At 63.1% G+C, this 25,561-nt stretch carries 21 protein-coding genes; 11 read left to right on the plus strand and 10 right to left on the minus strand.

What is annotated here, in order from left to right; all coding sequences use genetic code 11:
• Positions 1–54: 54 nt before the first annotated feature.
• From AC6H4Z_RS08180 to pstS (AC6H4Z_RS08195), 4 genes are all read right to left on the minus strand, one after another.
• The gene (locus tag AC6H4Z_RS08180; protein ID WP_497546261.1) at positions 55–1,821 is read right to left on the minus strand and encodes a beta-helix domain-containing protein; all 1,767 of its coding nucleotides are present in this window, start codon (positions 1,819–1,821) and stop codon (positions 55–57) included.
• A 129-nt stretch (positions 1,822–1,950) separates the two neighbouring features.
• A complete protein-coding gene (locus tag AC6H4Z_RS08185) occupies positions 1,951–4,728 on the minus strand; it encodes a TonB-dependent receptor (RefSeq protein ID WP_497546262.1) in 2,778 nt (925 codons plus the stop codon).
• Between the two features lie 201 nt (positions 4,729–4,929).
• Entirely contained in the window at positions 4,930–6,255 is a 1,326-nt protein-coding gene (locus AC6H4Z_RS08190) for a hypothetical protein (RefSeq protein ID WP_497546263.1), read from the minus strand.
• 194 nt (positions 6,256–6,449) lie between these two features.
• The gene (pstS, locus tag AC6H4Z_RS08195; RefSeq protein ID WP_497546264.1) at positions 6,450–7,490 is read right to left on the minus strand and encodes a phosphate ABC transporter substrate-binding protein PstS; all 1,041 of its coding nucleotides are present in this window, start codon (positions 7,488–7,490) and stop codon (positions 6,450–6,452) included.
• A gap of 193 nt (positions 7,491–7,683) precedes the next feature.
• Here pstS (AC6H4Z_RS08195) and pstS (AC6H4Z_RS08200) point away from each other — a divergent pair, with 193 nt between their 5' ends.
• The 7 genes from pstS (AC6H4Z_RS08200) to ppk1 all read left to right on the plus strand — a co-directional run bounded on the left by pstS (AC6H4Z_RS08200) (position 7,684) and on the right by ppk1 (position 15,413).
• Entirely contained in the window at positions 7,684–8,799 is a 1,116-nt protein-coding gene (gene pstS / locus AC6H4Z_RS08200) for a phosphate ABC transporter substrate-binding protein PstS (protein ID WP_497546265.1), read from the plus strand.
• On the plus strand, positions 8,796–9,797 hold the full coding sequence (gene pstC / locus AC6H4Z_RS08205; RefSeq protein ID WP_497546266.1) for a phosphate ABC transporter permease subunit PstC: 1,002 nt from the start codon (positions 8,796–8,798) through the stop codon (positions 9,795–9,797). The genes pstS (AC6H4Z_RS08200) and pstC overlap by 4 nt, the downstream gene beginning before the upstream one ends.
• A gap of 2 nt (positions 9,798–9,799) precedes the next feature.
• The gene (gene pstA / locus AC6H4Z_RS08210) at positions 9,800–10,726 is read left to right on the plus strand and encodes a phosphate ABC transporter permease PstA (RefSeq protein ID WP_497546267.1); all 927 of its coding nucleotides are present in this window, start codon (positions 9,800–9,802) and stop codon (positions 10,724–10,726) included.
• Between the two features lie 61 nt (positions 10,727–10,787).
• Positions 10,788–11,588, plus strand: coding sequence for a phosphate ABC transporter ATP-binding protein PstB (gene pstB / locus AC6H4Z_RS08215; RefSeq protein ID WP_497546268.1), 801 nt, complete (start codon positions 10,788–10,790; stop codon positions 11,586–11,588).
• Between the two features lie 20 nt (positions 11,589–11,608).
• Positions 11,609–12,382, plus strand: coding sequence for a phosphate ABC transporter ATP-binding protein PstB (gene pstB / locus AC6H4Z_RS08220; protein WP_497547024.1), 774 nt, complete (start codon positions 11,609–11,611; stop codon positions 12,380–12,382).
• Entirely contained in the window at positions 12,379–13,101 is a 723-nt protein-coding gene (gene phoU / locus AC6H4Z_RS08225; RefSeq protein ID WP_497546269.1) for a phosphate signaling complex protein PhoU, read from the plus strand. Before pstB (AC6H4Z_RS08220) ends, phoU begins: the two co-directional genes overlap by 4 nt.
• 182 nt (positions 13,102–13,283) lie before the next feature.
• Positions 13,284–15,413 carry a polyphosphate kinase 1 gene (ppk1, locus tag AC6H4Z_RS08230; RefSeq protein WP_497546270.1) on the plus strand — a complete coding sequence of 710 codons (2,130 nt, stop codon included), beginning with the start codon at positions 13,284–13,286 and terminating at the stop codon, positions 15,411–15,413.
• Positions 15,414–15,585: 172 nt separating this feature from the next.
• On the opposite strand, the gene AC6H4Z_RS08235 is transcribed toward ppk1, so the two are convergent.
• Entirely contained in the window at positions 15,586–17,220 is a 1,635-nt protein-coding gene (locus AC6H4Z_RS08235; protein ID WP_497546271.1) for a Ppx/GppA phosphatase family protein, read from the minus strand.
• Between the two features lie 27 nt (positions 17,221–17,247).
• Positions 17,248–18,498 carry a glycosyltransferase family 4 protein gene (locus AC6H4Z_RS08240; protein WP_497546272.1) on the minus strand — a complete coding sequence of 417 codons (1,251 nt, stop codon included), beginning with the start codon at positions 18,496–18,498 and terminating at the stop codon, positions 17,248–17,250.
• A 238-nt stretch (positions 18,499–18,736) separates the two neighbouring features.
• On the opposite strand from AC6H4Z_RS08240, the gene AC6H4Z_RS08245 reads away from it, so the two are divergent.
• Positions 18,737–19,582, plus strand: coding sequence for an alkaline phosphatase family protein (locus AC6H4Z_RS08245; RefSeq protein WP_497546273.1), 846 nt, complete (start codon positions 18,737–18,739; stop codon positions 19,580–19,582).
• A gap of 1 nt (position 19,583) precedes the next feature.
• Entirely contained in the window at positions 19,584–20,108 is a 525-nt protein-coding gene (locus tag AC6H4Z_RS08250; RefSeq protein WP_497546274.1) for a phosphatase PAP2 family protein, read from the plus strand.
• On the opposite strand, the gene AC6H4Z_RS08255 is transcribed toward AC6H4Z_RS08250, so the two are convergent.
• The 4 genes from AC6H4Z_RS08255 to udk form a co-directional block, all read right to left on the minus strand.
• On the minus strand, positions 20,039–20,398 hold the full coding sequence (locus AC6H4Z_RS08255) for a hypothetical protein (RefSeq protein WP_497546275.1): 360 nt from the start codon (positions 20,396–20,398) through the stop codon (positions 20,039–20,041). The two genes, AC6H4Z_RS08250 and AC6H4Z_RS08255, sit on opposite strands and share 70 nt — an antisense overlap.
• 67 nt (positions 20,399–20,465) lie before the next feature.
• Complete coding sequence (locus AC6H4Z_RS08260; RefSeq protein WP_497546276.1) at positions 20,466–22,184, minus strand: sensor histidine kinase; 1,719 nt, start codon at positions 22,182–22,184, stop codon at positions 20,466–20,468.
• The gene (locus tag AC6H4Z_RS08265) at positions 22,181–22,903 is read right to left on the minus strand and encodes a response regulator (protein ID WP_497546277.1); all 723 of its coding nucleotides are present in this window, start codon (positions 22,901–22,903) and stop codon (positions 22,181–22,183) included. Before AC6H4Z_RS08265 ends, AC6H4Z_RS08260 begins: the two co-directional genes overlap by 4 nt.
• Positions 22,900–23,535, minus strand: a complete 636-nt coding sequence (gene udk, locus AC6H4Z_RS08270) for a uridine kinase (protein ID WP_497546278.1) — start codon at positions 23,533–23,535, stop codon at positions 22,900–22,902. The genes AC6H4Z_RS08265 and udk overlap by 4 nt, the downstream gene beginning before the upstream one ends.
• A gap of 216 nt (positions 23,536–23,751) precedes the next feature.
• Here udk and AC6H4Z_RS08275 point away from each other — a divergent pair, with 216 nt between their 5' ends.
• A complete protein-coding gene (locus AC6H4Z_RS08275) occupies positions 23,752–25,317 on the plus strand; it encodes a bifunctional metallophosphatase/5'-nucleotidase (RefSeq protein ID WP_497546279.1) in 1,566 nt (521 codons plus the stop codon).
• Positions 25,314–25,559, plus strand: coding sequence for a hypothetical protein (locus tag AC6H4Z_RS08280; protein WP_497546280.1), 246 nt, complete (start codon positions 25,314–25,316; stop codon positions 25,557–25,559). Before AC6H4Z_RS08275 ends, AC6H4Z_RS08280 begins: the two co-directional genes overlap by 4 nt.
• Positions 25,560–25,561: the final 2 nt, after the last annotated feature.

Here is a 25,561-nt window from a genome sequence, read left to right on the forward strand (position 1 = left end):
GCGGCTCAGTACAGAATATTGACTGCGTACGTCACTCGTCCAGCGGCGCGCGAGTTAGTTGCGCGCGTAGGTCGTCCAGCCGGACCACCACTTCGTGCCGCCGATGCCAACGGCGCCGACGTAGCTCGTTCCCGTGACGAACGTGCCAGCCTTCGTCGCGAGCTTGCCGCTGAACGTCGCCAAGCCGCCTGCACCGATTGGCGCACCAGCGACTGGCGTCCAGTCGAGCGCGGCGACGCCGCTCGGACTCGTGCCGATCGCCGGAATTGCCGTGAACAGCGCAGCGCTCGTTGCCGTTCCCGCGGTGAGGGCGTTGCCCGCCGCGTCGAAAGCAAACTGCGTTGCCGGCGTTGCGGTGTTGGCCTGGAACATCGGGCCACCCAGCTCGGAGAAGTAGATGTTGCGGAGCGCCAGGTCGGCCGTTCCGAGATCCGGCGTCACGACGCTGCCAGCGCGCGTGTAGGTGTCGGCATCGCGCAGCGAGACACCGGCAGCCGGGAAACGCGTGACCACGCCGTTGATGTAGTAACCGCCGGTTCCGCGTCGAAGCATCATGCCGAAGCCGCCGGCCGGACCGACGCAGGACTGAGCACCGCAACCAACGAGCGTGAAGTTCGCAATCACGGGAATCGTGAACGGCTGCTGGTTGAAGCCGTTGTCGCAACCCGATCCGTTACAGCCGTCGTTCTCGATGCCTTCGAGATCGGTCGCGAGCGAGCCCGCACCGGTGCGCGGCGTGAGCTGCACGGAGTTGTAGCCAACGAGGTACTGGAGTCGGCCGGAGAAACCTTCCGACATGTCGAACATGTCGTCGCCCGTCTCGTAGGCAACGAGGTGATCGCCGTCGAGTGAACCACCGAAGAACTCGTACGCGTCATCGAGGCCGCCCAATGCTTCCAGGTACGAGATGCGCGTGCCCGAACCAACGGCCGCGAACGTGAACGCGTTCAACTCGGCATCAGTCGCCGGCGCGAAGCCAGCAAACTCCACGCGAACGTACTTCAGCGTGCCGGAGTTGTCGGCCGCTATCGTACCGCCAGAGTACTGAACCGAATAGTTCTTGCCGCCAACGACCGTCGCGCCGTCCGTGCCCGAACCTTCGATGAGCACAACGCCACTGCGGCTGCTCGGCGCATTGCCGACGATGATCAGACCGCCCCAATCGCCGGGCTGGCGCTGACCGGCTGCACGCGACGACGTGAAGACGATCGGTGCATCGGCCGTACCCTGCGCGTCGATCTGCGCGCCGCGAAGAATGAACATCGACGAGCCGAGCGTGTTGAAGTCGCCCTGGATCTTCGTGCCAGCCTGAATCGTGAGCTTCGCGCCGTTCGCGACGTGAATGAAGCCCTTGAGCGTGTACACCGTATCCGCGAACAACGTGCGGTTTGCGGTGATGTCCGTCGTGATGTCGGCGTTCGCGTTGCCGAGCGACAACGTGGTGACAGTTGCTTCACTCGACGGCGACGACGTCGCCGAGCCGATCACGGTGATGACGCGATAGCGATACAGCGTTGCCGGCTTGAGGTTCGCATCGTTGAATGTGACCGTGCCGGGTGTTGCGGGAGCCGTCGCCGTACCGACGCCGGAGAAGGTGCCAGCAGCGCCTTCAGCGCGCTCGATGTTGTAGCTGTTGTCGCCGGCGCGCGACGTGAACGTGATCTTGACCGTCGACGATGACGATCCCGTGGTTGCCGTCACGCCGATCACCGGCGTTGCCGTTGGTCCCGTTGGTGTCGTGGTAGAATCGCTTCCACATGCGCCCGCGAACGCGAAAGACAGTATGGCGGTTGCCGCGGCGAAACGCCGAGTCAGAGACATGCGTGTGGCCTCTTGTGCTACGAGTTGGGTGGGTGAGCAAACGCGAATGAGCGTACGGTGCTAATGAAGCGCTTGCATCGTTCGACCTCGTCATGAGCGTGTCACGACGAGGTCACATGTTCAGATTTCTTAGCGTCGCCAGGTTACGCCAGCTTGCACGGTGCGTCCGACGCGATACTCCTCGCGCGTGACGGTGCCCTGCGTCGTGCGATACGGAGCGTCGAGCAGGTTCTTGGCATCGATGCGCGCCGAGAACGCGCCGGCCACGGGAAGGCGCAGCGACAGGTCGAGCGAGCTGCGGGCGTTGATGACGACGTCGGGAAGCGGGCGGTCGCCGGCCGCATCGATCCGCGGGCCGACTTGATTGAACAGGATCGTCGCGCTCGTGCTGTTGCCCGATGCGAAATACGTCAGGCCGCCGTTGACGACGTATGGCGCTTGACCAAACATGCGACGCGTAGAGTTTGTCGCGCTTGAGCGAGTGTCGTCGCCGAGGTGAATTCGGCTTTCCATGACGGTGAGGTTCGTGAATGCTTGCAAGCGACTGAATGCATCGGAGACGAACGAGAGGTTCTTCCGAATCTCGACCTCGGCGCCGTAGTTGCTCGCGCTCTTGGCATTCGTATAGAACACCGTGCGCGCGCCGGACGTCGCCTGATAAACGCGCTCGATCGGTGCATCGAACTGCTTTGCAAATACGCCGATGCTCAGGACTTCGCCGCTCGACGGGTACCATTCCCAGCGAACGTCCGCGTTCGAGATGCGCGTGCGCTGGAGGTTCTCGTTCCCCAGCACGTCGTCGCCATTCAATACCTCTCGGCTCGTGATGGGAGCGAGCTCGCGATACTCCGGGCGGGCGAGGGTTCGGCTGCCAGAAATGCGAAGCTGCTGTTGTTCGTTGACCTGAAAGTTCAGTGCGAGAGAGGGAAGCACGTCGGTCCAATCCTTCTTGACATGCACCGGACTGCCGAGCGTAGAGAAGGCGTTGAGCGAGAGCTGGTCGTTCTCGAGGCGCGCGCCGCCGATGAGTCGGGCCCGGCTCGACAGACCGATTTCAGTCATCATGTATCCGGCGGCGAGGTGATCGCTCGCATCGTACGATCCACCCTGGGCCAGCGGTGCGAGTGCGAACACCTTGTCGTTCGGATTCGTGAAACGGCCATCGAAGATCTGCTCAGGATCGAGCGCAACGACGTTTGCGCCGGCGTTTGGTGCGCTGATGGAGTAGGCGCGATTGTCCGCGTCGCGTGACGTCTGACGTGCGAGTCCGCCAATCTTGATGCTGTGATCGCGCCCGAGCGCGCCGAAGTTGAGCTGATAGTCGCCCTTGAACTCGTTGGCGTTTTCGGTAAGCGCAGAGAAGGTGCGCACGGCGCCTTCATTCCCGGTGTTGAGCCACTGCAACCGCTCGGTGCCACTCGTTGTCCCGGGCGAGATGACCTGCACGAACTCGGAGCGATCCGGCTGGTCGCGGCGCACGCTGCTGCGCGTTGCCGACCAGTCGAGCTTGTGCGAGCCGTACTGATGTTCGCCGCCGAACTGCGCTGAGCTGACCGCACGCTCCACATACTGCATACGCGTGATCTTCGCGTCGAACCCTTCGTTCTCGAAGTGCCCACGCTCGACGCGAGCGTCGTTGTCGGCCGTGCGATTGTACATGCCATTGAACGACAGGCGCGTGCCGTCGCCGACCATCGTGCTCAGCGTCGCGAGTCCGCCCCACAACACGCTCTGTCCCGCGGCCTGTCCGACGAACCGGTCGATCGTCCGCGTCTCACCCGGCTGGCTTCCGCGATCAGCCTGTGCGCGGACGGCGTCGTCCTTCAGGTCTGTCGAATAGGAATAGGAGCTCGAGAGCAGGTACCCAATGCGATGTCCGAGGATCGCGTCGCTGCCGCCGAGAGAGAGCGCGGCGGAGCTATTCGGCGCCGCCGTGGTAATCGTCGGCGTCCACGCATTGCGAAACTGCTTGATGAGAAGATTCTGATCCTGCTGATTGAGGTTCAGCAGGTTGTTGCTCACATCGTGAAACAGCGACGGAAGGTTCCGGCTCGAGTTGGCCATGGCGAACGCTTCGCCGCCCACGCCGCGTGGTGCGATCAGCCGCGCGCCACTCGAACCCGTCGCGTAGCCGCCGGTGAACGCCGCGGTCAGCGAACGTTCCGCGGGATACTCGCGCGTTTGAATGTTCACGAGTGCGCCGGCGAAGTCGCCTGCCTGATCTGGTGTGAAGGTCTTTGCCGTCGTGACCGACTGGATCAGACCAGCAGGAAAGAGATCGAGCGGCACGACCCGCTTCTCGGGTTCGGGGCTCGGAACACGCGCGCCATTGAGCGCAACGGTCGTGTATCGATCAGCGAGACCGCGCACGGCGATGGACTTGTTGTCCTGCACCGTTACGCCACTCACGCGCTGAATGGCCTGCGCCGCGTCGCCATCCGGGCTTCGGCCGATCTGCTCGGCGGTGACTGAGTTGACGACACCAACCGCAGTCCGCTGCTTGTCGAGTGCCTCGTTCACCGTGCCGCGTTCGGCGGACGCCGTCACCACTTGCGCAGCGATGCGCGCCGCGGCCGTGACCAGAGAGATGTTTTGTTCGAGCGTCTGTCCCGCGGCGAGCTGAAGGCCCGTGACCGTCTTCGGAGTAAACCCAAGACGACGCACCGTGATCGTTACGGTTCCGGCCGGGACCGAGGACACAGTGAATCGGCCATCGACGCCAGACTGGACGCCAAGTGTGGTGCCAACGACTTGGACGCCTGCTTCAGGAATCCCCTGTCCGGTGCTTGCGTCGATCACTCGACCGACGATGCGACCAGTGGGAAGCGACTGCGCACCGAGGGCAGATGCGGTTAGCGCGAATGCGACAACGAATCCGGCCGCGCGCCGCGGAAGGAGGAGGCTCATAATTCGGCAGTTCGGGGGTGGGGGATTTCAACCGCCGAACTGTGCGGGTGAATCGTCTCCGAACCGCATAGACGGTGCAACGAACGCGTCACGACCGCATAGGTCGTGACGCGCCGTGTCACAGTTGCAAAACGGACTTGCTGGCTACATCCACACTACAACGGCGCGCTGGATCGATTGCGAACGCCGTTGCGTCATCGACTAGAAGTTCACGACGAAGTGCAGGAACCAAGTCGTTGCTCGCGGCGTCGGGCGGACATTCGTTCCCGTCGCTGCCGGGAAATCGGTCGGCGACTGGTTCTGGTAGTCGCCGGTGAGCGTCATGCGCTGGTTCACATCCCACGAAGCACCGAGTACGACGAAGTTGTAGGCCGGGGTCGTTCCAGCGTAGTTCGCAGCGCCCGGGGTGCTCGAGTTCGGATCGGTCTGCGGCGTGAAGTGATCGTAGCGAGCGACGAGGCTGAGCGGCGACTTGTGCGACGGGTCGATGAGCTCGAGCGGGCGAACGAAGATGAAACCATCAGCCAATGAGCCGGTGGAGTCATGCAGAACACGCGGACTCGCGAGCGTGTTGCCACCGTTGTCGCTCTCGTCTTTGCGGCGCGCGTATTCGGCGCCGACCGTGAAGCGGCAGCGGCCGCCGTTACGGAAGTCGCACGACGACGTGTCCTTGAGGGCCACGAGGATACCGTAGCGATCGCGCGCCAACCCATCGGTGATGGCGCCATTCGTTCCCGAACCGACCTGTCCGGCGCCGCCCGACTGGAATGCGCTGCCGTTGAAGCCCTTGTAGTACCACGGTGTGATCGCGAGGTACCGAACGTAGTGCGTCAGGTCCGGCTGATTCGCGAACGGCGTCACCGAGAAGCGGAACGCGACGTCCTTGAATCGATTGGACGTCACCGGCTGACCAACGGTGCCCGGATTGTCGTACGAGGAATAGCCGCTGCCGTTCGTGACCGTGCCGTAGAACTCGCCCCACTTGTCGCCGAACGTCGCGAGGACGGCGGCTCCAGCGTCCGACGACGAGAAGAATCCATTCTTCTCCGTCGCGGCCTGCTGGAGGTAGCGCGGCCAGAATTGCTCCGTGTAGTCGACGACAACCGTGTGCAGCAAACCAATGCGGCCTACGAGGCTCGATCCGTTGCCCATCGAGTTCCGAGCGCCAGTGTACTGGAGGTACGCGTACTTCAGACGCACCAACCAGCCTTGGTAATAGGCATTCTGCGCGACATTCGTATTCTGGAAAATGTCCGTCGTGATGCGGATCGCACCGTTGTCACCGGCGGGCATGCGGAAGGTGAGGTACGCGCGATCGACGCCGAACAGATTCGGGCTCTTTCCGCCGAGGTTGGCCTTCGACGCCGAGTCCGTTTTTAACTGGTAGCTGCCAAAGATCTGGCCAGAGAAATCGAATGCTGGAGTGACGACGACTGGCGTCGCGGGTGCCTGCTGCGCACCGCCCAAGACAGGGAGGGCGACGAGTGCCACGGCAGCGGCAAGACGTCGCGCGATGATTGAGTTCATTGGGAGCCGTTTGGAGTGAAGTCGAGGTGGCTGCGTTACGGGCCTCGTAACGACGGAGCCAACAGTGCCGAAAATGCGTCGCACATTTTTCACGGAAGGGTCACGGCGGCGTAACGGCGAACGGTGTAAAGAAAACAAAACGCCGTCGGCTGTTGGCCGACGGCGTTTTTCCATCTGTGCAGTCCCCGAGCGTCTTATTTCGACGCGACTGCCTTGACCGTGGCGAGTCGCTTGTCCAGCATCGCAACGATCGACTTCGGCAGCGGCGAGTAGTCGAGCGTCGGCGCAACCGCTTCGCCGTCGTGAATCGCCCACTTGAGGAAATCAGTCAGCTTCTTCGACTTCGTCGCATCCGTCTGGTTCTGGTAGACGAGGATGTACGTGAATGCCGAGATCGGATAAGCATCGGCGCCCTGCGCGTTCACGATCGACAGGCGAAGGTCGCTGGTCGGCGACAGCTTGGCCGTGGCGTTCGCGGCGGCAGCAGTGACCGACTCGATGGTCGGCGCAACGAACTTGCCGGCTGCGTTCTGAACGAGCGCCTGCGGAAGCTTGTTCTGGCGCGCGTAGTTCAATTCGACGTAACCGATCGAACCGGGGAGCTGGCGAATCTGTCCCGTGACGCCATCGCTGGCGCGGCCGCCGAGACCCACCGGCCACTGAACTTCCTTACCCTTGCCCGGGCCAGATGCCCACGCCGGGCTGACTGCGGAGAGGTACTCGGTGAAGATGTACGTCGTGCCGCTGCCTTCGCTGCGGTGAACGACGAGGATGTCCTTGGACGGAAGCGTAACGCCCTTGTTGAGCGCAGCGATTTCCGGCGCATTCCATTTGGTGACTTTGCCGAGGAAGATGTCGGCGATCACTGGGCCCGTGAGGTTCAGCGGCTTCGTGACTTCGGGCAGGTTGTACGTGATCACGACAGCGCCCAGCACTGTCGGGATATGAAGGATTGGGCTCTTTGCCTTGCCGAGCTCTTCATCGCTCATCGGCGCATCGGAGGCGCCGAAATCCACGGTGCCTTCGAGAAGCTGCTTGATGCCACCGCCGGAACCGATGCCCTGATAGTTGATCTGGACTTTCGCCGACTTGGCGTACATGTCGAACCACTTTCCGTACAACGGCTGCGGAAACGTCGCGCCAGCGCCGGTCAGATCCTGCGCGACCGCCGGAGCGGCGGCCAAAACGGCGCCAGCCACAGCGAGACCGGCTAGCTTGGTGAGGCGTGCGATCACGTAGTGCTCCTGTTGGTGTTGTTGGGTCCGCGGAATTTTTACAATCCGTGTAAAGGACCGTGGAGCCGTTTGTAACGCTTGCGTCACCGCCTGGGTCCGTTTCGACGACCCCGCCCAGGAAAAGGGCGTTGTTACATGGCTGTTACATGACGTTACCTGGACGGTTGCAGACGTACGCGACCGTTCGCGGACCATGAACACGCCCGCCTGTCTCGCCGCGCATCGATCGAAGAAGGCCGTTGTCGCCGTCGCGCTCTTGAGCGCGTTCGCGGCTGCGTGCAATCGCGAATCGGCCAAGCGCGGAGATAGCTCTGCGACGATCGCGACGTCGAGTGGTGGCGTGGATCTCACTGGCGCAGGCGCGACGTTCCCGTATCCGATCTACTCGCGTTGGTTCGCCGAGTATGCGGCGAAGACCGGGGTGAAGATCAACTATCAGGACATCGGCTCCGGCGGCGGAATCAAACAGCTCAGCGAGCAGACCGTCGACTTTGGCGCGTCCGATGCGCCGATGTCAGATGAAGAACTCGCGGGAGCGAAGGGCGGGCCGGTGTTGCACATCCCGACGGTCGTCGGTGTCGTCGCCATCTCGTACAACCTTCCTGGACTGACACAACCACTCAAGCTCACTGGTCCGCTCGTCGCCGACATCTTCCTTGGCAAAGTTGCCAAATGGAATGATCCGCGCATCGTCGCGCTGAACCCGGGGGCCAAGCTTCCTGCGAGCGACATCCTGTTCGTGCATCGCAGCGAAGGGAGCGGAACGACGTACATCCTGACGGACTATCTCAGCTCTGTGAGTCCTGCGTGGAAAGCGGGGCCAGGGCAGGGAAAGAGTGTTCAGTGGCCAACGGGAATCGGCGAGCGCGGCAACGAAGGCGTGTCCGGTCACATCAAACAGACGCCCGGCTCCATTGGCTACATCGAGCTGGCGTATGTAAAGCAGAATCGCCTGAGCGCAGCAGCGCTACAGAATGCCGCCGGCCAATTCGTCGAACCGTCTGCCGCATCGGCGACTGCCGCGGCCGATGCGGCGATGAGCAAGCTGCCCGCGAACTCCGACCTCCGTGTGTCGATCGTGAACTCGCCCGGCGCACAGACCTATCCGATCACGTCATTCACCTGGTTCCTGGTATACGCGAAGATGCCTGATGTAACGAAGGCCAAGAAACTGGATGCGTTCGTTCGCTGGGCGCTGACGGACGGACAGAAGAATGCGGCGGCGCTCGACTACGCGCCGTTGCCCGCCGCTCTCGCAGCGACGCTCATGAGCCGCGTCGATTCAATCACGGCGGGGCAGCCGAAATGAGTGACGCGTCGATGATTCCGGCCTCCGCCGTGACCGCGAACTCGGCTCCGCCGGCGCCTGCCGCAGATGTGCAGATCGGTGGTTCGTCGTTCGGCGATCGTGCGTATCGCTGGGCGACGACCGGAATGGCGTTGGTCATTCCAATTCTCTTATTGCTCATTGCGATCGGCGTATTTGCCGCCGGTTGGCCGGCGCTGAAACGATTCGGCTTCGACTTCTTTCTCTCGAGCGACTGGGACGCGGTAAAGGGAAAGTTCGGCGCGGCGCCAGCAGTGTTCGGTACGATCGTGTCATCGGTCATCGCGCTCATCATTGCAACGCCGCTCGCTGTCGGCGTGGCCATCTTCCTCTCCGAGTTCGCGCCGAAGTGGCTTCGCACGCCCGTCGCGTTTCTCGTCGACCTACTCGCCGCGATTCCCAGCGTCGTGTACGGTCTGTGGGGTGTCCTCGTGCTGCTGCCGTTCCTGCGCGAGTACGTCATGCCGTTCATCAAGGACACGCTGCATCTCGGCGGAACGCCGCTCTTTTCCGGTCCGGCATACGGACCGAGCATGCTGGCCGCGGGATCGATCCTCGCGATCATGGTGCTTCCGTATATCTCCGCGGTCACGCGCGAAGTGTTGATGGCCGTGCCTCGCTCGCAGCGAGAGGCGGCGCTCGCACTCGGCGCCACGCGATGGGAAATGATCTGGGACGGCGTGCTGCCGTACGCTCGATCGGGCATCATCGGCGGTGTCATCCTCGGGCTCGGCCGCGCGCTCGGCGAGACGATGGCCGTCACCATGGTGATCGGAAATCGACATGAGATCTCGGCGTCGCTCTTTGCGCCGGGCTACACAATGGCGTCACTGATCGCGAACGAATTCAGTGAAGCGACGAACGACTTGCACGTGTCGGCGCTGATGGCCGTTGGCGCTGGACTGTTTGTCGTCACCATCATCGTGAACGTCATCGCGCGGTGGTTGGTGTGGCGCACGAATCGGATTGGAGGAGGTTGACGATGACGACTGCAACAACGACCACGGCGCAACGTCGTGCCGCAACGCGTTCCTATCGCGACGAACTGGCGGCGAGCACTCAACGCACGCTCGCTCGGCGCCGGGTAACGAACGTGGTCATGCTCGGACTGATGTATCTCTCCGCACTCCTGGCAACGCTGCCACTGGTGTTGATCCTCTGGCATTTGCTCAAGCAGGGCGCGACGTCAGTGAGTTGGGACTTCTTCACGAAGATGCCCAAACCGACTGGCGAGACCGGCGGCGGCATGGCCAACGCGATCGTGGGTAGCGGCATCATCGTTCTGATCGCATCGGTGCTCGGGCTTCCAATCGGCATCGGTGCCGGGCTGTATCTGGCGGAACAGCGCGGCGCGAAGCTCGCGACGGCCGTTCGCTTCCTGTCGGATGTCTTGAACGGATTGCCGTCGATCGTGCTCGGCATCTTCGCGTGGCAAATGCTCGTTCGGCCGTTCAAGCATTTCTCGGCACTTGCCGGCGGGATCGCACTGGCAGCGATGATGATTCCGCTCGTGACGCGTGCAACCGAGGAAATGATTCGCCTCGTGCCCGTGTCGATGCGTGAGGCAGCGTTGGCGCTCGGCTACACAAAGTGGCGCACGTCGCTGAGCGTGGTGTTGCGAACTGCTCTTCCTGGAATCGTGACTGGCGCGCTCGTCGCGGTGGCGCGCATCGCTGGCGAAACAGCACCGCTGATCTTCACCGCGTTCGGCAATCAGTTCTGGTCGGTGTCACCAACGCAGCCCATTGCTGCGCTACCCATGCAGATCTATCAATATGCCACAGCTCCCTACGACGATTGGCACGCCCAAGCCTGGGCGGGCGCGCTCGTCCTCCTCGGACTCGTCCTCGTCATCAGCCTCGCCGCTCGATTTGTCACGCGGTCACGCTTTGGACTCAGCGGCGACTGATCGTGAAGTCGGCATTCCCGCGACTGCAGCGGGTGACGACGCCAGCGCAATGGCGCAACCGATGACTGAACCGGCACGTGCAGTAGACGCGACTGGGCACATCTGTCTCTCGGTCGAGTCGCTCGACGCGTATTTCGGCGCGGCGCGCGTGGTGCGCGACGTGTCATTCGCGGTCCAGAGCGGACGCGTCACGGCGATCATCGGACCGTCGGGTTGCGGCAAGTCGACGCTGCTCCGCTGCCTGAATCGCATGCACGAGACGGTGCCTGGCGCGCGCGTCGAGGGCGAGGTGCGCTTTGAAGGGCGTGACATCTACGCGTCGGCGGTGAGCGCGATTGGCGTGCGCCGGCATATCGGCATGGTGTTTCAGCGCCCAACGCCGTTCCCAACGATGTCGATTCGCGACAACGTCGCTGCGGGTCTCAAGATTCTTCCGAGAGCGTCGCGTCCAACGAAGCGTGAGACCGACGACATTGTCGAGCATGCGCTCCGCCGCGCCGCGCTCTGGGACGAGGTGAGCGATCGTCTTGGGTCGAGTGCTATCGCGCTCTCGGGCGGACAGCAACAACGCCTGTGCATCGCGCGTGCGCTCGCCACGTCGCCAACGGTACTGTTGCTCGACGAGCCGACCGCGTCGCTCGATCCGTTGAGCACTCAGCGCGTCGAAGAGTTGGTGTACGAGCTGCGCGAACAGGTCACGATCATCATCGTCACACACAACATGCAGCAGGCGGCTCGCATTTCCGACCGCACGGCGTTCATGCTGTCAGGTGAGATGATCGAGTACGGCGCGACGAACGCGATGTTCACCACGCCGAGTGATTCGCGCACCGAAGCATATATCACGGGACGATTCGGATGAGCGCGGCCGCAACTCTTGCCATGCCCGAGACGACGACGGATCGTGGCCTGGTCACGGCAGACAAATTCTCGTTCTGGTATGGCGAGAAGCAGGCGCTCCACGGCATTTCGATCGCCGCGGCCCCGCGTAGCGTCACTGCCCTCATTGGTCCGTCTGGCTGTGGCAAGTCGACCTTCCTGCGCTCGATCAATCGCATGAACGCGCTCCTGCCAGGCGTTCGGCACGAGGGATCGATCGTGCTCGACGGCGTCGACGTCTACAGCCGGGAAATGGATCCAGTCGCACTGCGCCGGAGCGTCGGCATGGTGTTTCAGCGCTGGAATCCGTTTCCGAAATCGATCTACGGCAACGTTGCGTATGGTCCTCGTGTGAACGGGATTCGCAACCGCGCCGATCTCGATGCGATCGTCGAATCAGCGCTGCGTCGCGCGGCGCTGTGGGAGGAAGTGAAGGACCGTCTCCGCGAAAGCGCACTCGGGCTGTCCGGCGGCCAGCAGCAGCGTCTATGCATCGCACGAGCACTGGCGAACGAGCCTGACGTGCTGTTGCTCGACGAACCAGCAAGCGCGCTCGATCCAATCGCGACGCAGAAGGTCGAAGAGCTGCTGTACGACTTGAAGCGCGAACTCACGATCATCATCGTCACGCACAACCTGCAGCAGGCGGCTCGCGTGTCTGACACGACCGCATTCTTCTACCTCGGCCGGCTCGTGGAAACGGGCCCGACCGATAGAATGTTCACGAGTCCGGCGAACGAACGGACCGAGGCCTACATCACCGGGAGATTCGGATGAGCCCGTCCGACGCATCAGCGGTTGGTTTCCGTCACTTTCACGACCAGCTCGCGCACCTCAAGCAGCGCCTGCTCGACATGTCAGATCTCGCAACGTCGCTTCTCGACATGTCTGTCGACGCGCTACTCAGTCGCGATGAGAACATGGCCGAAACGGTGATCACGGGCGACCGCGAGCTCGATGCACTCGAATTGGAAGTCGAGGACCAGGCGATCGGCCTACTGGCGTTGCAGCAGCCGATGGCGCGCGACCTTCGATTCATCATCGCCTCGATCAAGGTGTCGAACGATCTCGAGCGCGTTGGCGACCACGCGGTCAACATCGCGCAGAGCGCGATTCGACTCGCGTCGCACAACACGGTCATCAAGCCTGATCCGGAAATCGCGGAAATGGCTCGACGGGCGCGTCAGATGCTGCGGGACTCACTCACGGCGTTCGTGCGCGCGGACGGTGCACTCGGTCGCGACGTGTGCCGAGCGGACGACGAGGTGGACGCCATGCACAATTCGGTGTTCCGCATTCTCGTGACGCATATGATGGAGGACGCTCGGACCATCACGCCGTCGCTCGAAATGCTGCTCGTGAGCCGCAACCTGGAGCGCGTGGCTGACCTCGCGACGAACATCGGCGAGGATGCGGTATTTCTTGCGGAAGGAAAGCAGATCAAGCATCACGCCGAGGAACAAGCGGCAGTCGCCGCGGCGGGATCGCACGCGTAAGGCGTTGTCCCGTAATCCGTTACGGGACGCGCTTTTCTCGCGATACATCCGCTTGATTCGGTAACGACCTGAGCTGTGACACCATCGTGACAGCTTGTATCACGATCACGCTGGCTCGAAGTCGGCCGAAACTGGTATAACTAAGGGGTCGGATCAGACCCTCCTGCCGAACAGCCCAGAACATGTCGAACGGTCATACTAGCTCGTCCCTCTACCTGAACCGAGAGCTGAGCTGGCTCGCGTTCGACAGCCGCGTGCTCAGTGAGGCACTCGATCCGCGAGTCCCGCTGCTCGAGCGAGTCAAGTTCCTGTCGATCTTCAGCGCGAACCTCGACGAGTTCTACATGGTTCGCATTGCCGGGTTGCGGCGACAGGTTGCAGCCGGCGTGACCTCGGAGGGGCCCGACGGTCTGACGCCTCAAGCGGCGCTCGATGCGATTTACGCCGAGGTGGCGCGGCTGTCGCGAATGCAGCGCGAGTGCCTGGCTCAACTGTTCGACGAGCTCGCTCCTCAGGGCGTTCGGTTGCTCACGGTGCGCGACCTCACGTCGAGCGAGTGGGGCGAGATCGACGAGTATTTCGAGTCGCAGATCTTTCCAGTGCTCACGCCGCTCGCCGTCGATCCCGGGCATCCGTTCCCGTACATCTCGAATCTTTCGCTGTCGCTCGCGGTCGAGATTCGTGATCCGCAGGGTGGGTCGATTCACTTCGCGCGCGTCAAAGTGCCGAAGAGTCTTCCGCGCTGGGTGCCGGTGAACGGCCGGCCATTTCACTTCGTTCCGCTGGAGCAGGTGATCGGCGCGAACCTCGGCTCGCTCTTTCCAGGGATGGAGATCGCGGCGTGGTACACCTTCCGAATCACCCGCTATTCCGATTTGGACATTCCGGTCGAAGAACCAGAGGATCTGTTGGCTTCGATCGAGGAGCAGGTCTTTAAGCGTCGCTTTGGCGAAGTGATTCGCGTCGAAGTGCAGGACAGCATGCCGCCGCATCTGCGCGCGCTCCTGCTCGACGAGTTGCGTGAGGACGATGTACCGGAGAGCGGGCAGTTGGCGGAGCGAGACATTCAGGACGCCGGTCAGTTGCTCGATCTCAGTGATTTGATGGGCCTCTCGTCCCTCGATCTGCCAGCGCTGAAGGATCCGCCGTTCACGCCGATGATTCCGGCCGAGCTGCGCGATACGAGCAGCATGTTCGACATCATTCGCGACGGCGACCTGTTGGTGCACCATCCATTCGATTCGTTCACCGCGTCTGTCGAGCGTTTCCTCGAGGAAGCGGCGTACGACGACCAGGTGTTGGCGATCAAGCTGACGCTCTATCGCACATCGGGCGATACGGCACTCGTTGCCGCTCTCGTCGAAGCTGCGCAGCGCGGCAAGCAAGTGGCGGTGATCGTGGAGCTCAAGGCGCGCTTCGATGAAGCGAACAACATCGTGTGGGCCCGTCAGCTGGAAGACGCGGGCGTTCACGTGGCGTTCGGGTCGGCGACGCTAAAGACTCACGCCAAGACGGCGCTGGTGGTCCGCCGCGAAAGCGATGGCATCCGCCGGTACATCCACCTGGGCAGCGGCAACTACAACTCGCGGACGGCGCGGTTGTACACGGACGTCGGTCTCTTCACGTGCAGCCGCTCGATCGGTGCCGACGTGAGCGATCTCTTCAATTCGCTCACCGGGTATTCGCGTCAGCGATTGTATCGCAAGCTCGTTGTCGCACCGGTCAATCTGCGCAACCGCGTCATCGAGTTGATCGAGCGCGAGGCCGCGCACGCTGCGGCGGGTCGTCCCGCACGGATCGTTTGCAAGATGAACGCGCTGGTCGACGTCGACGTGATTGACGCGCTCTATCGTGCGTCGCAAGCTGGTGTCGACATCGACCTGATCGTTCGAGGCATCTGCTGTCTGCGCCCAGGACTCCCGGGCATCAGTGAACGGATCAACGTCATCAGCATCGTCGGCCGTTTCCTCGAGCATTCGCGTTTGTGGAATTTCGCGAACGGCGGCAACGAGGAATTCTACCTTGGCTCGGCCGATTGGATGCCGCGCAACTTCGATCGTCGCGTGGAGGCTGCCGCACCGGTGGAGAGCCCGGCGCTGCACGAACGGCTGCGTGCGTTGTTGTCCGTGTACCTCGAGGACAACCGTCAAGCATGGGAGCTCGGCTCCGATGGCGTATGGAATCGTCGCGTCGCCACGGGTGCCATGCGGGCATCGCATGACGTGCTACAGCGCAATTCGTGGGGATTGTTCCGGGATGCGTTGCCGGCGAGCAGCGAGTCAAATCTTCCTGCGCGGGCGTCGGGCGACTGACGCAAGTTCAGGCGGCCTGCGCCAACAACTACGAAAACTGGTTTTGACCGCAGAGGACACAGAGGTCGCAGAGAATGGCCAATACACGTGGTCTTTTTTCTGCGACCTCTGCGTGCTCTGCGGTTCAGTTGTCCTTCAGGGTATGAGTCGTGTCGAAGCGAATTCGAATCTGCTATTCGATCTCGCTCGTTCCGATTTCGTCTGAAGACAGTACTCGCCCGTCGCGGCCGACGATTTCAACCGGAATGCCAGCTAGTTTCGCGAGGAGCGCGGACTTTCGGTTCGCTCCCCACATCTCGAGGCGCATTGGCGAGCGTGAACTCGACGGCACCGGTGTAATGCGGAGTGCGCGTTTGGTCCAACGAACTTTGAGATCGCCGACTGCGCTCACGTGACCGCGGTCAAAGCCGTCGGCAACGCGCAGCAGCGCAGAGAGTCGTCGGATGCGACGGCGGAGCGACTTGTCGAGCATGCCGAAGTTGCGATGCTTTCGCTTCGGTTCGCCACCGCGGTGGTAGCGCGCAACGTTCGCGATCACCACTTGCTCCGACGGAGGCATGCCGAGCAGGTCGGCGTGCAGGATAAGGTGATACGAGTGCTTGTGGTGCCGCTCGTAGCTGATGTGATAGCCCACGTCGTGCAGCAGAGCCGCGTCCGACAGCGCGGCGCGATCATCCTTTCCCAAGCCCAGACGCTCACCCAACGCGTCAAAGAGTGATAGCGCGAGTTCGCGAACGTGCGACGAATGCGGCTGCTCGGCGTGGCAGCGAGCGGCGAATTCGCTCACCGAGCGTGCCCGAGCTTCTCCTGGGTCGGCAATCGTTGGTGCCACGCGCGCTGCCTCGAGTAACAAGCCTTCGCGGATGCCGTAGCGCGACACGACGATGTCCCGCGCCTCGATGCGACGGACGACTTCTGCGGCGACCGCAATTCCGGCGACGATGATGTCAGCGCGCTCCGGATTGAGTCCCGGAACCTGACGGCGTTCTTCGGGCGTCATTTCGGTGAGCATGTCGAGAATGTGCTCGAGATCAGCGCGCGGAATATGCGCCGCGTGCACCGAGCGCGCGGTGAGAATGCCCTGCCTCGCGAGGTAGATCCCAGCGAGGTTGGTGAACGTTCCACCCGAGCCGATCAACTGCGCGCCGCGCCAATCGCGAAGCGGCAGCTGGTCGCGAATTCCCTCGGCGACTTCGCGTCGGAGTTTGCGGACGCCCTTGGGCGTGATGCCGTTCGAGAGGAATTCTTCGGTGAGACGAATCGCGCCAAACGGCAGCGATCCAAGGCGTTCGATCACACCCTCTGCGCTGAGCGCGAGTTCGAGCGATCCGCCGCCGATGTCGACGATTACCGATCGTCCAACGCCCATGTCGAAGTGGGCGACGGCGCTACGGAAGCTGAGACGCGCTTCTTCGTCGCCGTCGAGCACACGGACCTTGAGCCCCGTCGCCCGCGCGATCTCCGCGAGAAAACCGGCGGCGTTGGATGCTTCGCGTACCGCGCTCGTGGCGACGGCGTCTATGCGAACGGCACCGAGCTGTCGGGCAAGCGTCGCCATGCGATCGAGCGCTTCGAGCGCAGCGCGAATGGACACATCGGACAACTCTCCCGTCGCACTCAGGCCGGCCGCGAGACGCGGCGCGGCTTTCATCTCATCGACAACCTGAATCGACCCTTCGGGTGAGACGTCGGCGACGATCTGTCGAATCGAATTCGAGCCGATATCGATGGCAGCGACGCGGCGGTGTCCCGGGGCGATCGAACGCCGAGAGCCAGACTCGCGGACCAACGGAAGAATCGTGGACACGGTGGCGCGCCTCCTGATTCCATCGCGTCAAAACGCCGCGCGTGTCGCGGCGGGACTCTCGAATATATCTGGAGAGGCCGCGAAACGCTTCGACGAATCCGACGTTTTACCGAGCACGTCGCGATAGCTGTGATCGAGTCGATCGAGTTCCTCTTCCCAGTCGAGCGCCACGGCCGTGAGTCGCGCGCCGCGTGACAATTCGTTGCGCCGCGTCACGTCGCGAGTGAGTGCGACGATGGCGGCGGCCATATCATCGATGCCGTCGGCGGGAACGGCAATGCCGTTCTCCTGATCGCGCAGATGGTCGGCCACGCCGCCCGCGGGCGTCGCGATTACCGGAAGCCCGCTCGCCATGGCTTCGAGCACCACGAGGCCCAGCGTCTCCGTGAGCGACGAAAAGAGGAATGCATCGGCACTCGCGTACAGCCGCGGCAGGGACCGCTGTCGGTCGAGCACTCCGAGGAAGAGGACATCGGGTCCAGCGAGCGTTCGCAGCGCCGTTTCCTCTGGGCCGGCCCCAGCGATGATCAGGCGAGCGGCGCCGGCAGGGAGCAGGTCGCGCGCTCGAAGAAATGCCTTGACGATCTTGTCGACGCCTTTTTCCGCGGCGAGTCGCCCCACGTGGAGAAACACGACCGATTCGTCGATGCCGTACGCCGCGCGGAGTGGCTGGCTTCGTCGTGCTGGAGAGAACGAGGCGATGTCGACGCCTCGACCCCACACCTCGACGGATGCCAATCCGAGCGCGTTCAGATCATCCCGCGCCGGCGCTGACGGCGTGAAGACTCGGGCACTTCGACCATGAAAACGTGCGATGTACTTCGATACCGCCGGACGCAGCCACGGCATTCCATACGCTTCAGTGTATCGACTGAAGTCCGTGTGATACGACGAGAGCCGGACGACGCCGGCTCTCTTTGCTGCGATCTGACCGAGACGACCGATCATGAATTCGGTCGCCGAATGAACGATGTCCGGCTTGAAGCGCCGAACGACATCGGCGATCCGCGAATACGATGGCGCGGCGAGCCGAATGTCGGGGTAGGGCGGGAATGCGACGCTCGGGATCTCGACGAGGTTCGCGTCTGGCTCGCGGGTCGCGGGTCCCTGGGGCAACACCGCGGGATACCGAGGGGCAACGACAGTGCACTCCCATCCTCTGGCGCGCAGACCGGCGACGGAAAGCGCAGTCACGACGGAGACGCCGTTGACCTGCGGCGGATAGGTATCCGTACAGTACAAAACGCGTGGAGCGGCCGCTTCCGAGCGATCTCGCATTACACAATCCGTGATGGCGGGTTGGCAGGCGGGCGACGATCAACTGTGCCCAACCTCGACGGTGCGTATCACTCTCGTGTGTAGGTCATGTCACGATTTGACCGAGCTGGTAGCGCCCGGTGTCGCGAGACCTCTGGACCTCCGTTACCTGTCCGGCACCGCGTTGTCCCACGTTGTTGACGGGATTCCCCGAACGTTTCAACCCGTGGACTTCCTCAATGACCCCCACGGAGAACGCATGCGATACGAGAATCCCGTTCGACGCGTCGTGGTCGCCGTCCTCGACGGTCTGCGGCCGGATGCGATCGAGCGCTTCGGGCTCGAGCATATGCAAACACTCATGGCACGCGGTGCCTCGACGCGAAGCGCAACGACGGTCGCGCCGAGCGTAACCACGGCAGCCATGACTTCGCTGATGACGGGCGTGTGCCCGGAAACCCACGGCGTCGCCAGCGATCGCCTGTTCATACCCAAGCCGCGGCCAGGACTCGTTGCCATTCCTGACTGGCTCGCACAGCATGGCTTTCCATCGTCGGCGTTCATGGCTGAAGTACCCGTGATATTTCGCGGAATCGCCGCGCGCATTGGCCGGCGCCTGGGGCTGAGTGGACTGCACCTCGCTGGCGCTGATGCGGCCGGCGTGCTGGCGGCTTCGCGCTCAACGCTTCGTACACAGCGCCGTGGACTGATCCTGCTGCATTGGCCCGACGCGGATCGCGCCGGGCACGCGCATGGATGGATGTCGCCAGAATATGGCGAGGGCTGCCGTCGTCTCGACGCCGCACTCGGCGAGTTGATGTCGCTCTGCAACGACACGGGTACGATGCTCGTGGCACTTGCCGATCACGGTGGCGGCGGGAAGAAGCCAACCGACCATGAGAGCGACCATCCACTCGATCGAACGATTCCGATCGGATTCCTCGGAGCGGGCGTTGCCCTGCGAGAGCTCGGGCCGGTGACGCTGATCGACGTGCCAGCCACGATTCTGCATTCATTGGGATTGAGCATTCCCTCATCGTTCGAGGGTGAAGTGCTTCGTGATGTTTTCGTTGGGTCGAACGAACCCGCCAGCGCGGTAGCGTGACATGCAGACGAGCATGATTCTCGAGCGGCTCGAAGCGCGCGATCGCGAACTCTTCGTTCGCTGGTCGATCTTCGAGAGCGCGTCCCGACGGGCGCGGCTGTTCTGGACAATCCTCACACACCTGGGCGGGGTGTGGTTCAGCATCGCCTGTGCGGTTGCACCGCTTGGCCTGGATGGTCCGCTCGGTCTCGCGGCACGACGCGCGCTGGCCACACTCGTGCTCTCGCACATCATCGTGCAGTTGGTGAAGCGCACGGTGGGGCGCCCTCGCCCATCGCGCGTGCTGCACAACCAGACGCTCGTCGTCGAGCCGGACCGCTTCTCGTTCCCGTCGGGACACTCGGCCGCCGCAATGTCGGTGGCATTCGTTTATGCGCTGGCCTTTCCCCCGCTGGCCATCGTACTCATTCCACTCGCGGTGCTCGTCGGCGCATCACGAGTGTGCCTCGGCGTTCATTACCCGGGCGACGTGCTCATTGGCCAGCTCATTGCCGTGTTGACCGCCATTCCAACAGTGCTGGGTTGATCCACGAGCCGCGGACGCGACCGAAGTTCGCCGGAACGAGCAGGGAACTGTAACGTGACTCGGCCGCTGCGCGCATCGCGCCAGCGGCCGAGCGAGCGTGCAACACGAACGAATGCGCTGGGGTCGATCAGGTCAACCGCGCGGATGTCGAGACGCAGCGCATGGATCTGCGTGGGAAGTCCGCGTACCAACTCCTCGGTCCGCAGCGCGGCGTTGTCGCACAGCCAACCGGCGACGTAGATCGTCGCGCCGCAGTGGTGAGACTCGAAGAACACTTGTGAGAGTTGCATCGGCACATCCGGGGCGATTCGATGCGTAAACGTCGCCCTCGGCGGTCACGGTGTATCAGACCGGCGGTCACGCCCGCGTAACAGGCCTCGGCGGAAAGTGCACCGTGATCGTGGTGCCTTGGTTCACGACGCTCTCCGCGCGCACCGCGCCGCCGTGCGCCTCCACGAGATGCCTTACGATCGCGAGGCCGAGACCGGTCCCGCCTTCTCCTCGTGCCCGGCCTGAGTCGACACGATAGAAGCGTTCGAAAATTCGACCGATGTGTTCGCTCGGAATGCCGCTGCCGGTATCGGTCACCGTCACGGTCGTACCGCCCGCCGCGGGCGACTCTGCGCTTACCGTCACCGAGCCACGAGTCGTATGGCGAACGGCGTTCTCTACGAGGTTGCTGAGGATCTGGCGAAGGGCGGTCGGATCAGCGTCGACGCGCCGGGCAGCACTCGGAGCGTCGAACGTGAGTGTAATGCCTTTCTCGTCCGCCGCGCGGTGAATTCCGGTGAAGACGTCTGAGACGATCCCGCTGAGATCGTTCGACGTGACGTTCGGGACCCAGCCGCCCGACTCGTACCGCGAGAGGTCGAGCAGGTCGTCGACGATGCGCTGCATGCGCCGCGTGTTCGATTCGATCGTCGAGAGAAATCGCTCGCGATCCTCCTGCGAGAGATCGAGGTCGCGCAGCGTCTCGGCAAAGCCGCCGATGACCGTAAGTGGCGTCTTGAGCTCGTGCGACACGTTCGCCACGAAGTCGCGGCGAATGGTCTCGAGGCGACGACGTGTCGTGAGATCCATGACGGCGATCACCGCGCCGCCGTCAGGGAGTGGACGCGCCGTGATCAGCAGCGTGCGATCGCCCAGCGCGAGTTCGCTCGGCTCCGTCGCGACGCCGCCCATCGCGCCGCGTACGGCTTCGCGCACGAGTCGCTCGTGCGGCAGCAGATCAGTCGAGAAGGGAACGGGCGCGTCGAGCGAGAGTAGCCGTCGCGCGCTTTCGTTGAGGCGGACGACCTGGCTCCGAGCGCTCACCGCGACGATGCCTTCGTCGAGCGAGTCGATTACGGCGCTGAGCAGCGCGTCTTCGGCTTCGAGTGCCGACAGTCGCGCCGCCAACTGCTCGGTCATTCGATGTAACGCGACGGCGAGGTCGCCGACTTCACCCGGTGCCGACAGCGTTGGCCGCCGCTCGAGTTCGCCTGCCGCGATCGCTTGAGCAACGTCACGAAGCTCGGTGATCGGCAGCGACACGCTTCGCGAGAATGCGAATGCGAGAATCATCGCGCCGAGCACGGCGATGAGTCCAGCACCCAGCACATCCTGTCGCGCTCCACTCACGATCTGTCGGAATTTGGCCGTGCCCACAGACACGCGCGCATAGCCGAGCGGATGGCGCACCGCGACGTAGATCTCGTCGTCGCCGGCCGAGGGGCTGAGGCGCATCGACCGCCCGACGCCACTGTCGCGCGCTTGCACGACCTCGGGACGCTTCAGGTGATTCTCGAGCTGGCGCAGGCCTTCACCGGAGAACTCTGAGTCGCCGATCACGACGCCAGTCGAGTCGATCAGGGTGACTCGGCGCCCGAGCGCAGCGCCGGCAGCGTCGGCAAGAGAATCGGCGTTCATACCTGCGTGCCATTCGACGCCTACGAGACGCGCCTCGCGTTCGAGCCCCTGTCGGGTCTCTTCAGCGAGTCGAGTCTGAAGGCGACTGCCTGCGATCGCGACAACGCCGGCTACTAGTACGACAACGAGTACTAGCGAGCCGACGAGCAGCCGCTTGGCGAGTGTCACGCGCTACGCGAGTGTCCGCTCTTGAGGCGGTAGCCGAAACCGCGAACGGTCTCGATCAAATCACCGGCCTCGCCCAGCTTCGTGCGGAGTCGTTGAACATGCATATCCACCGTGCGAGTCTGAATGTCGGGTGCGGCTTCCCACACCGTCTCGAGGAGATGTGCACGACTCTGCACCCGGCCGCGTCGTTCCGCCAGGATGAGAAGAAGCTTGTATTCGGTCGGCGTGAGGTCGATCAGTCGCCCGTCGACCGAAACGCGATGCTCCTCGCGGTCGATCGTGATCGAACCGATCGAGAGGATGTCGGCCGGCCCGGCGCCGCCGGCGCTGAGTCGTCGGAGGATTGCTCCGACGCGCAGCACGAGCTCCTGCGGGCTGAACGGCTTGGTGAGGTAATCGTCCGCGCCGAGTGAGAGTCCGCGAATACGGTCGGGCTCTTCGCGGCGGGCGGTGAGCATGAGCACCGCCATTTCGCGCGTTGCGGGTTGAGCGCGCAGCTGCTCGAGGACGTCGTAGCCAGACGAACCGGGCAGCATGAGATCGAGAACGATGAGCGCGGGGCGCTCCTGTCGCGCGGCGGTAAGGGCGTCAGGACCCGAGGATGCTGTCGAGACGCGATAGCCGGCTTTGACGAGGTGATATGCGACGAGTGCGACGATGTCCGCCTCGTCGTCGACGACGAGCACGCGCTCGCCGGTGGTACTCTGGAGGGCTGTCACTGGTTTGCGGTCCGCGCGGCCGTAAGCCTGCGCTGGATCTTGGCGACGATCATTTCGATTGCGATGGTGTTGTGTCCGCCGCGAGGGACGATCACGTCGGCGTAGCGCTTGGATGGCTCTACGAACTGCAAGTGCATCGGCTGAACGGTCGTGAGATATTGGTCGAGCACTTCATCGAGCGGCCGGCCGCGCTTTGCGATATCGCGGCGAATTCGGCGTATGAGTCGAATGTCTGCATCCGCATCGACGAAGACTTTGACGTCGCACAGTTCACGCACACGAGCGTCGCTGAACAGGAGAATGCCATCGATCACGACCACCTGCGCGGGCGGAACGACCACGGTGCGGTCGCTACGCGTGTGGCTGACGAAATCGTAGACCGGCTTTTCGATCGACTCGCCTTTGGACAGCCTCGCGAGCTGATCGATCAGCAACTCCCAATCGAACGCATCCGGGTGATCCCAATTGACCTTGCGACGGTCGGCGAGCGGCAGATGCGCATGGTTCGCGTAGTACGCGTCCATGTCGATGAACGCGACCGACTCCGCGTGCAGCGCCTGCGCGACGTTCCGCGCGACCGTGGACTTGCCGGATCCCGACCCACCGGCGATTCCGATGATCAAGGGCTTCATCAGTCCGCCGTTACCCTGGTCATGCGCGAAAGAAATTGCCGGAATTCTCGCGCGAATAGAAGCGGTGACACTGTCACAATCTGGTATCGGGGGGTGAGGCGCCGCTAGCTTCTTCCCATGCGAAGGAAGTTCACGATCGGCATAGGCTTACTGCTGTTGGGCACGGGGTGCCAACAGCCCCGGCTCCCTCAAACTTACGGCCCCCTGGACCTAGTCGTGGCCGCCACCACGGACGTGCACGGGTCCGTCCGCGGATGGGACTACTACGCCAACGCGCCAGACACGCTCAGGGGCCTCTCCCGTGCGGCGACGATCATCGATTCACTCCGCCGCGTCTCTGGGACCTATCCCATCGTCGTCGACGCCGGAGACCTCCTGCAGGGCAATCCGCTCGCGTTTGTCGCGGCCCGTGTCGACTCGACGATGAAGCACCCGATCATTGCCGCCATGAACGCCGTGCAATACGACGCGGCGGCAGTTGGGAATCATGAGTTCAATTACGGCCTTGGCACGCTCGACCGTGCCGTGAAAGAGGCGCAGTTCCCGTTCATTTCAGCGAACATTTTTCGGCCAGACGGCAAGCCCCGCTTTCGGACGTGGGCGCTGTCGACCAGAAAGGGCGTCAAGATCGCCATGGTCGGCGCTACGACTCCCGGCGTGATGGTCTGGGATCGCGACAACGTGAGCGGGCACCTGACGGTCGGCGACATCGTGCCCGCCGTGCGCGCCACCGTGGAGGAGGCGCGCGGCGCCGGAGCGAACGTCGTCATCGTCGTCATGCACTCCGGGCTCAACGAGCCATCGAGCTATGACACCGTGGGCACCGGCGTGCCGAGTGAGAACGTTGCGGCGCGAGTTGCGCGTGAAGTACCCGGCATCGATCTCATCGTGTACGGACATTCGCACAAGGAGATGGCGGACACCGTCATCGGCAAGACGCTGCTGATGCAGCCCAAGAACTGGGCGACGAGCGTCGCGATAGCTCACCTCATGCTCGAACGTCGCAACGGGCGCTATCAAGTCGTGTCGAAGCGAAGTCAGGTCGTACAAACTGCACGGCACAAAGAGGATCCTCAGGTCCTCGCGGTCACTCAGGAAGGACATCGTGCCGCGGTGCAGTACGTGACGACACCGATCGGATCCACGCCCGTGCCGTGGCGTGCCGATTCGTCGCGCGTCGTCGACACACCGCTGATCGACTTTATTCTCGAAGTCGAACGAAAGGCCGCCGGAGCTCAGCTCGCGACCACAGCCGCATTCTCGCTCGACGCGTCGCTTGCGGCTGGTCCGATCACCATTTCGCGACTGTCTGCGCTGTACCCGTACGACAACACGCTGCGCGCCGTTCGAATCACCGGCGCGCAACTCCGCGCATACCTCGAGCAGAGCGCGCGGTATTTCCGGATGAGCGACGATGGCAGCGCCGGCGTCGATCCGTCGATTCCCGGATACAACTACGACATCGTGTCCGGCGTCGATTACACGATCGACATCTCGAAACCCGTTGGCGAACGCATTACCCAGCTCGACTACAACGGGCGGCCCGTCGCGCCGACCGACACATTCACGATGGCGCTCAACAACTACCGCCAGACGGGCGGTGGTGGCTTCTCCATGCTGCACGATGCCCCCGTCGTGTACGACCGTCAGCAGGAGATTCGCCAACTCCTCATCGACGAAGTGCGCGCCAAGGGCACGCTGACGCCGGCCGATTATTTTCATTCGAATTGGCGCATCGTGCCGGCCGCCGCTGTTGGCCGTCTACTCAGGGCAATGAAATGACCACTCGAATGGTTCGTGTATTCGTCAATGCGGCCGGTGTCGACGTTCCAGCTGGATCGACAGCACTCGACGCAGTGCGTACGTGGAATTCCGACGCCGCAAGCGAAGTCGCAGCAGGAGCGCGACTGATCACCGACAGCCGCGGACTTCCCATCGACGCAGACAGCGCGGTCGTCGGCGGCTCGATCTTTCGCCTGATCGCCAAGCGCGATCGCGCCGCAACCGATACCGCGGACGAATAGTC

This window comes from Leucogemmata humicola (assembly GCF_055379415.1).

Coding starts and splice junctions, on each gene's coding strand:
- AC6H4Z_RS08180 (WP_497546261.1), bottom strand. CDS start 1,821: ATGTCTCTGACTCGGCGTTTCGCCGCGGCAACCGCCATACTGTCTTTC.
- AC6H4Z_RS08185 (WP_497546262.1), bottom strand. CDS start 4,728: ATGAGCCTCCTCCTTCCGCGGCGCGCGGCCGGATTCGTTGTCGCATTC.
- AC6H4Z_RS08190 (WP_497546263.1), bottom strand. CDS start 6,255: ATGAACTCAATCATCGCGCGACGTCTTGCCGCTGCCGTGGCACTCGTC.
- pstS (WP_497546265.1), top strand. CDS start 7,684: ATGAACACGCCCGCCTGTCTCGCCGCGCATCGATCGAAGAAGGCCGTT.
- pstC (WP_497546266.1), top strand. CDS start 8,796: ATGAGTGACGCGTCGATGATTCCGGCCTCCGCCGTGACCGCGAACTCG.
- pstA (WP_497546267.1), top strand. CDS start 9,800: ATGACGACTGCAACAACGACCACGGCGCAACGTCGTGCCGCAACGCGT.
- pstB (WP_497546268.1), top strand. CDS start 10,788: ATGACTGAACCGGCACGTGCAGTAGACGCGACTGGGCACATCTGTCTC.
- pstB (WP_497547024.1), top strand. CDS start 11,609: ATGCCCGAGACGACGACGGATCGTGGCCTGGTCACGGCAGACAAATTC.
- phoU (WP_497546269.1), top strand. CDS start 12,379: ATGAGCCCGTCCGACGCATCAGCGGTTGGTTTCCGTCACTTTCACGAC.
- ppk1 (WP_497546270.1), top strand. CDS start 13,284: ATGTCGAACGGTCATACTAGCTCGTCCCTCTACCTGAACCGAGAGCTG.
- AC6H4Z_RS08240 (WP_497546272.1), bottom strand. CDS start 18,498: ATGCGAGATCGCTCGGAAGCGGCCGCTCCACGCGTTTTGTACTGTACG.
- AC6H4Z_RS08245 (WP_497546273.1), top strand. CDS start 18,737: ATGCGATACGAGAATCCCGTTCGACGCGTCGTGGTCGCCGTCCTCGAC.
- AC6H4Z_RS08250 (WP_497546274.1), top strand. CDS start 19,584: ATGCAGACGAGCATGATTCTCGAGCGGCTCGAAGCGCGCGATCGCGAA.
- AC6H4Z_RS08255 (WP_497546275.1), bottom strand. CDS start 20,398: ATGCAACTCTCACAAGTGTTCTTCGAGTCTCACCACTGCGGCGCGACG.
- udk (WP_497546278.1), bottom strand. CDS start 23,535: ATGAAGCCCTTGATCATCGGAATCGCCGGTGGGTCGGGATCCGGCAAG.
- AC6H4Z_RS08280 (WP_497546280.1), top strand. CDS start 25,314: ATGACCACTCGAATGGTTCGTGTATTCGTCAATGCGGCCGGTGTCGAC.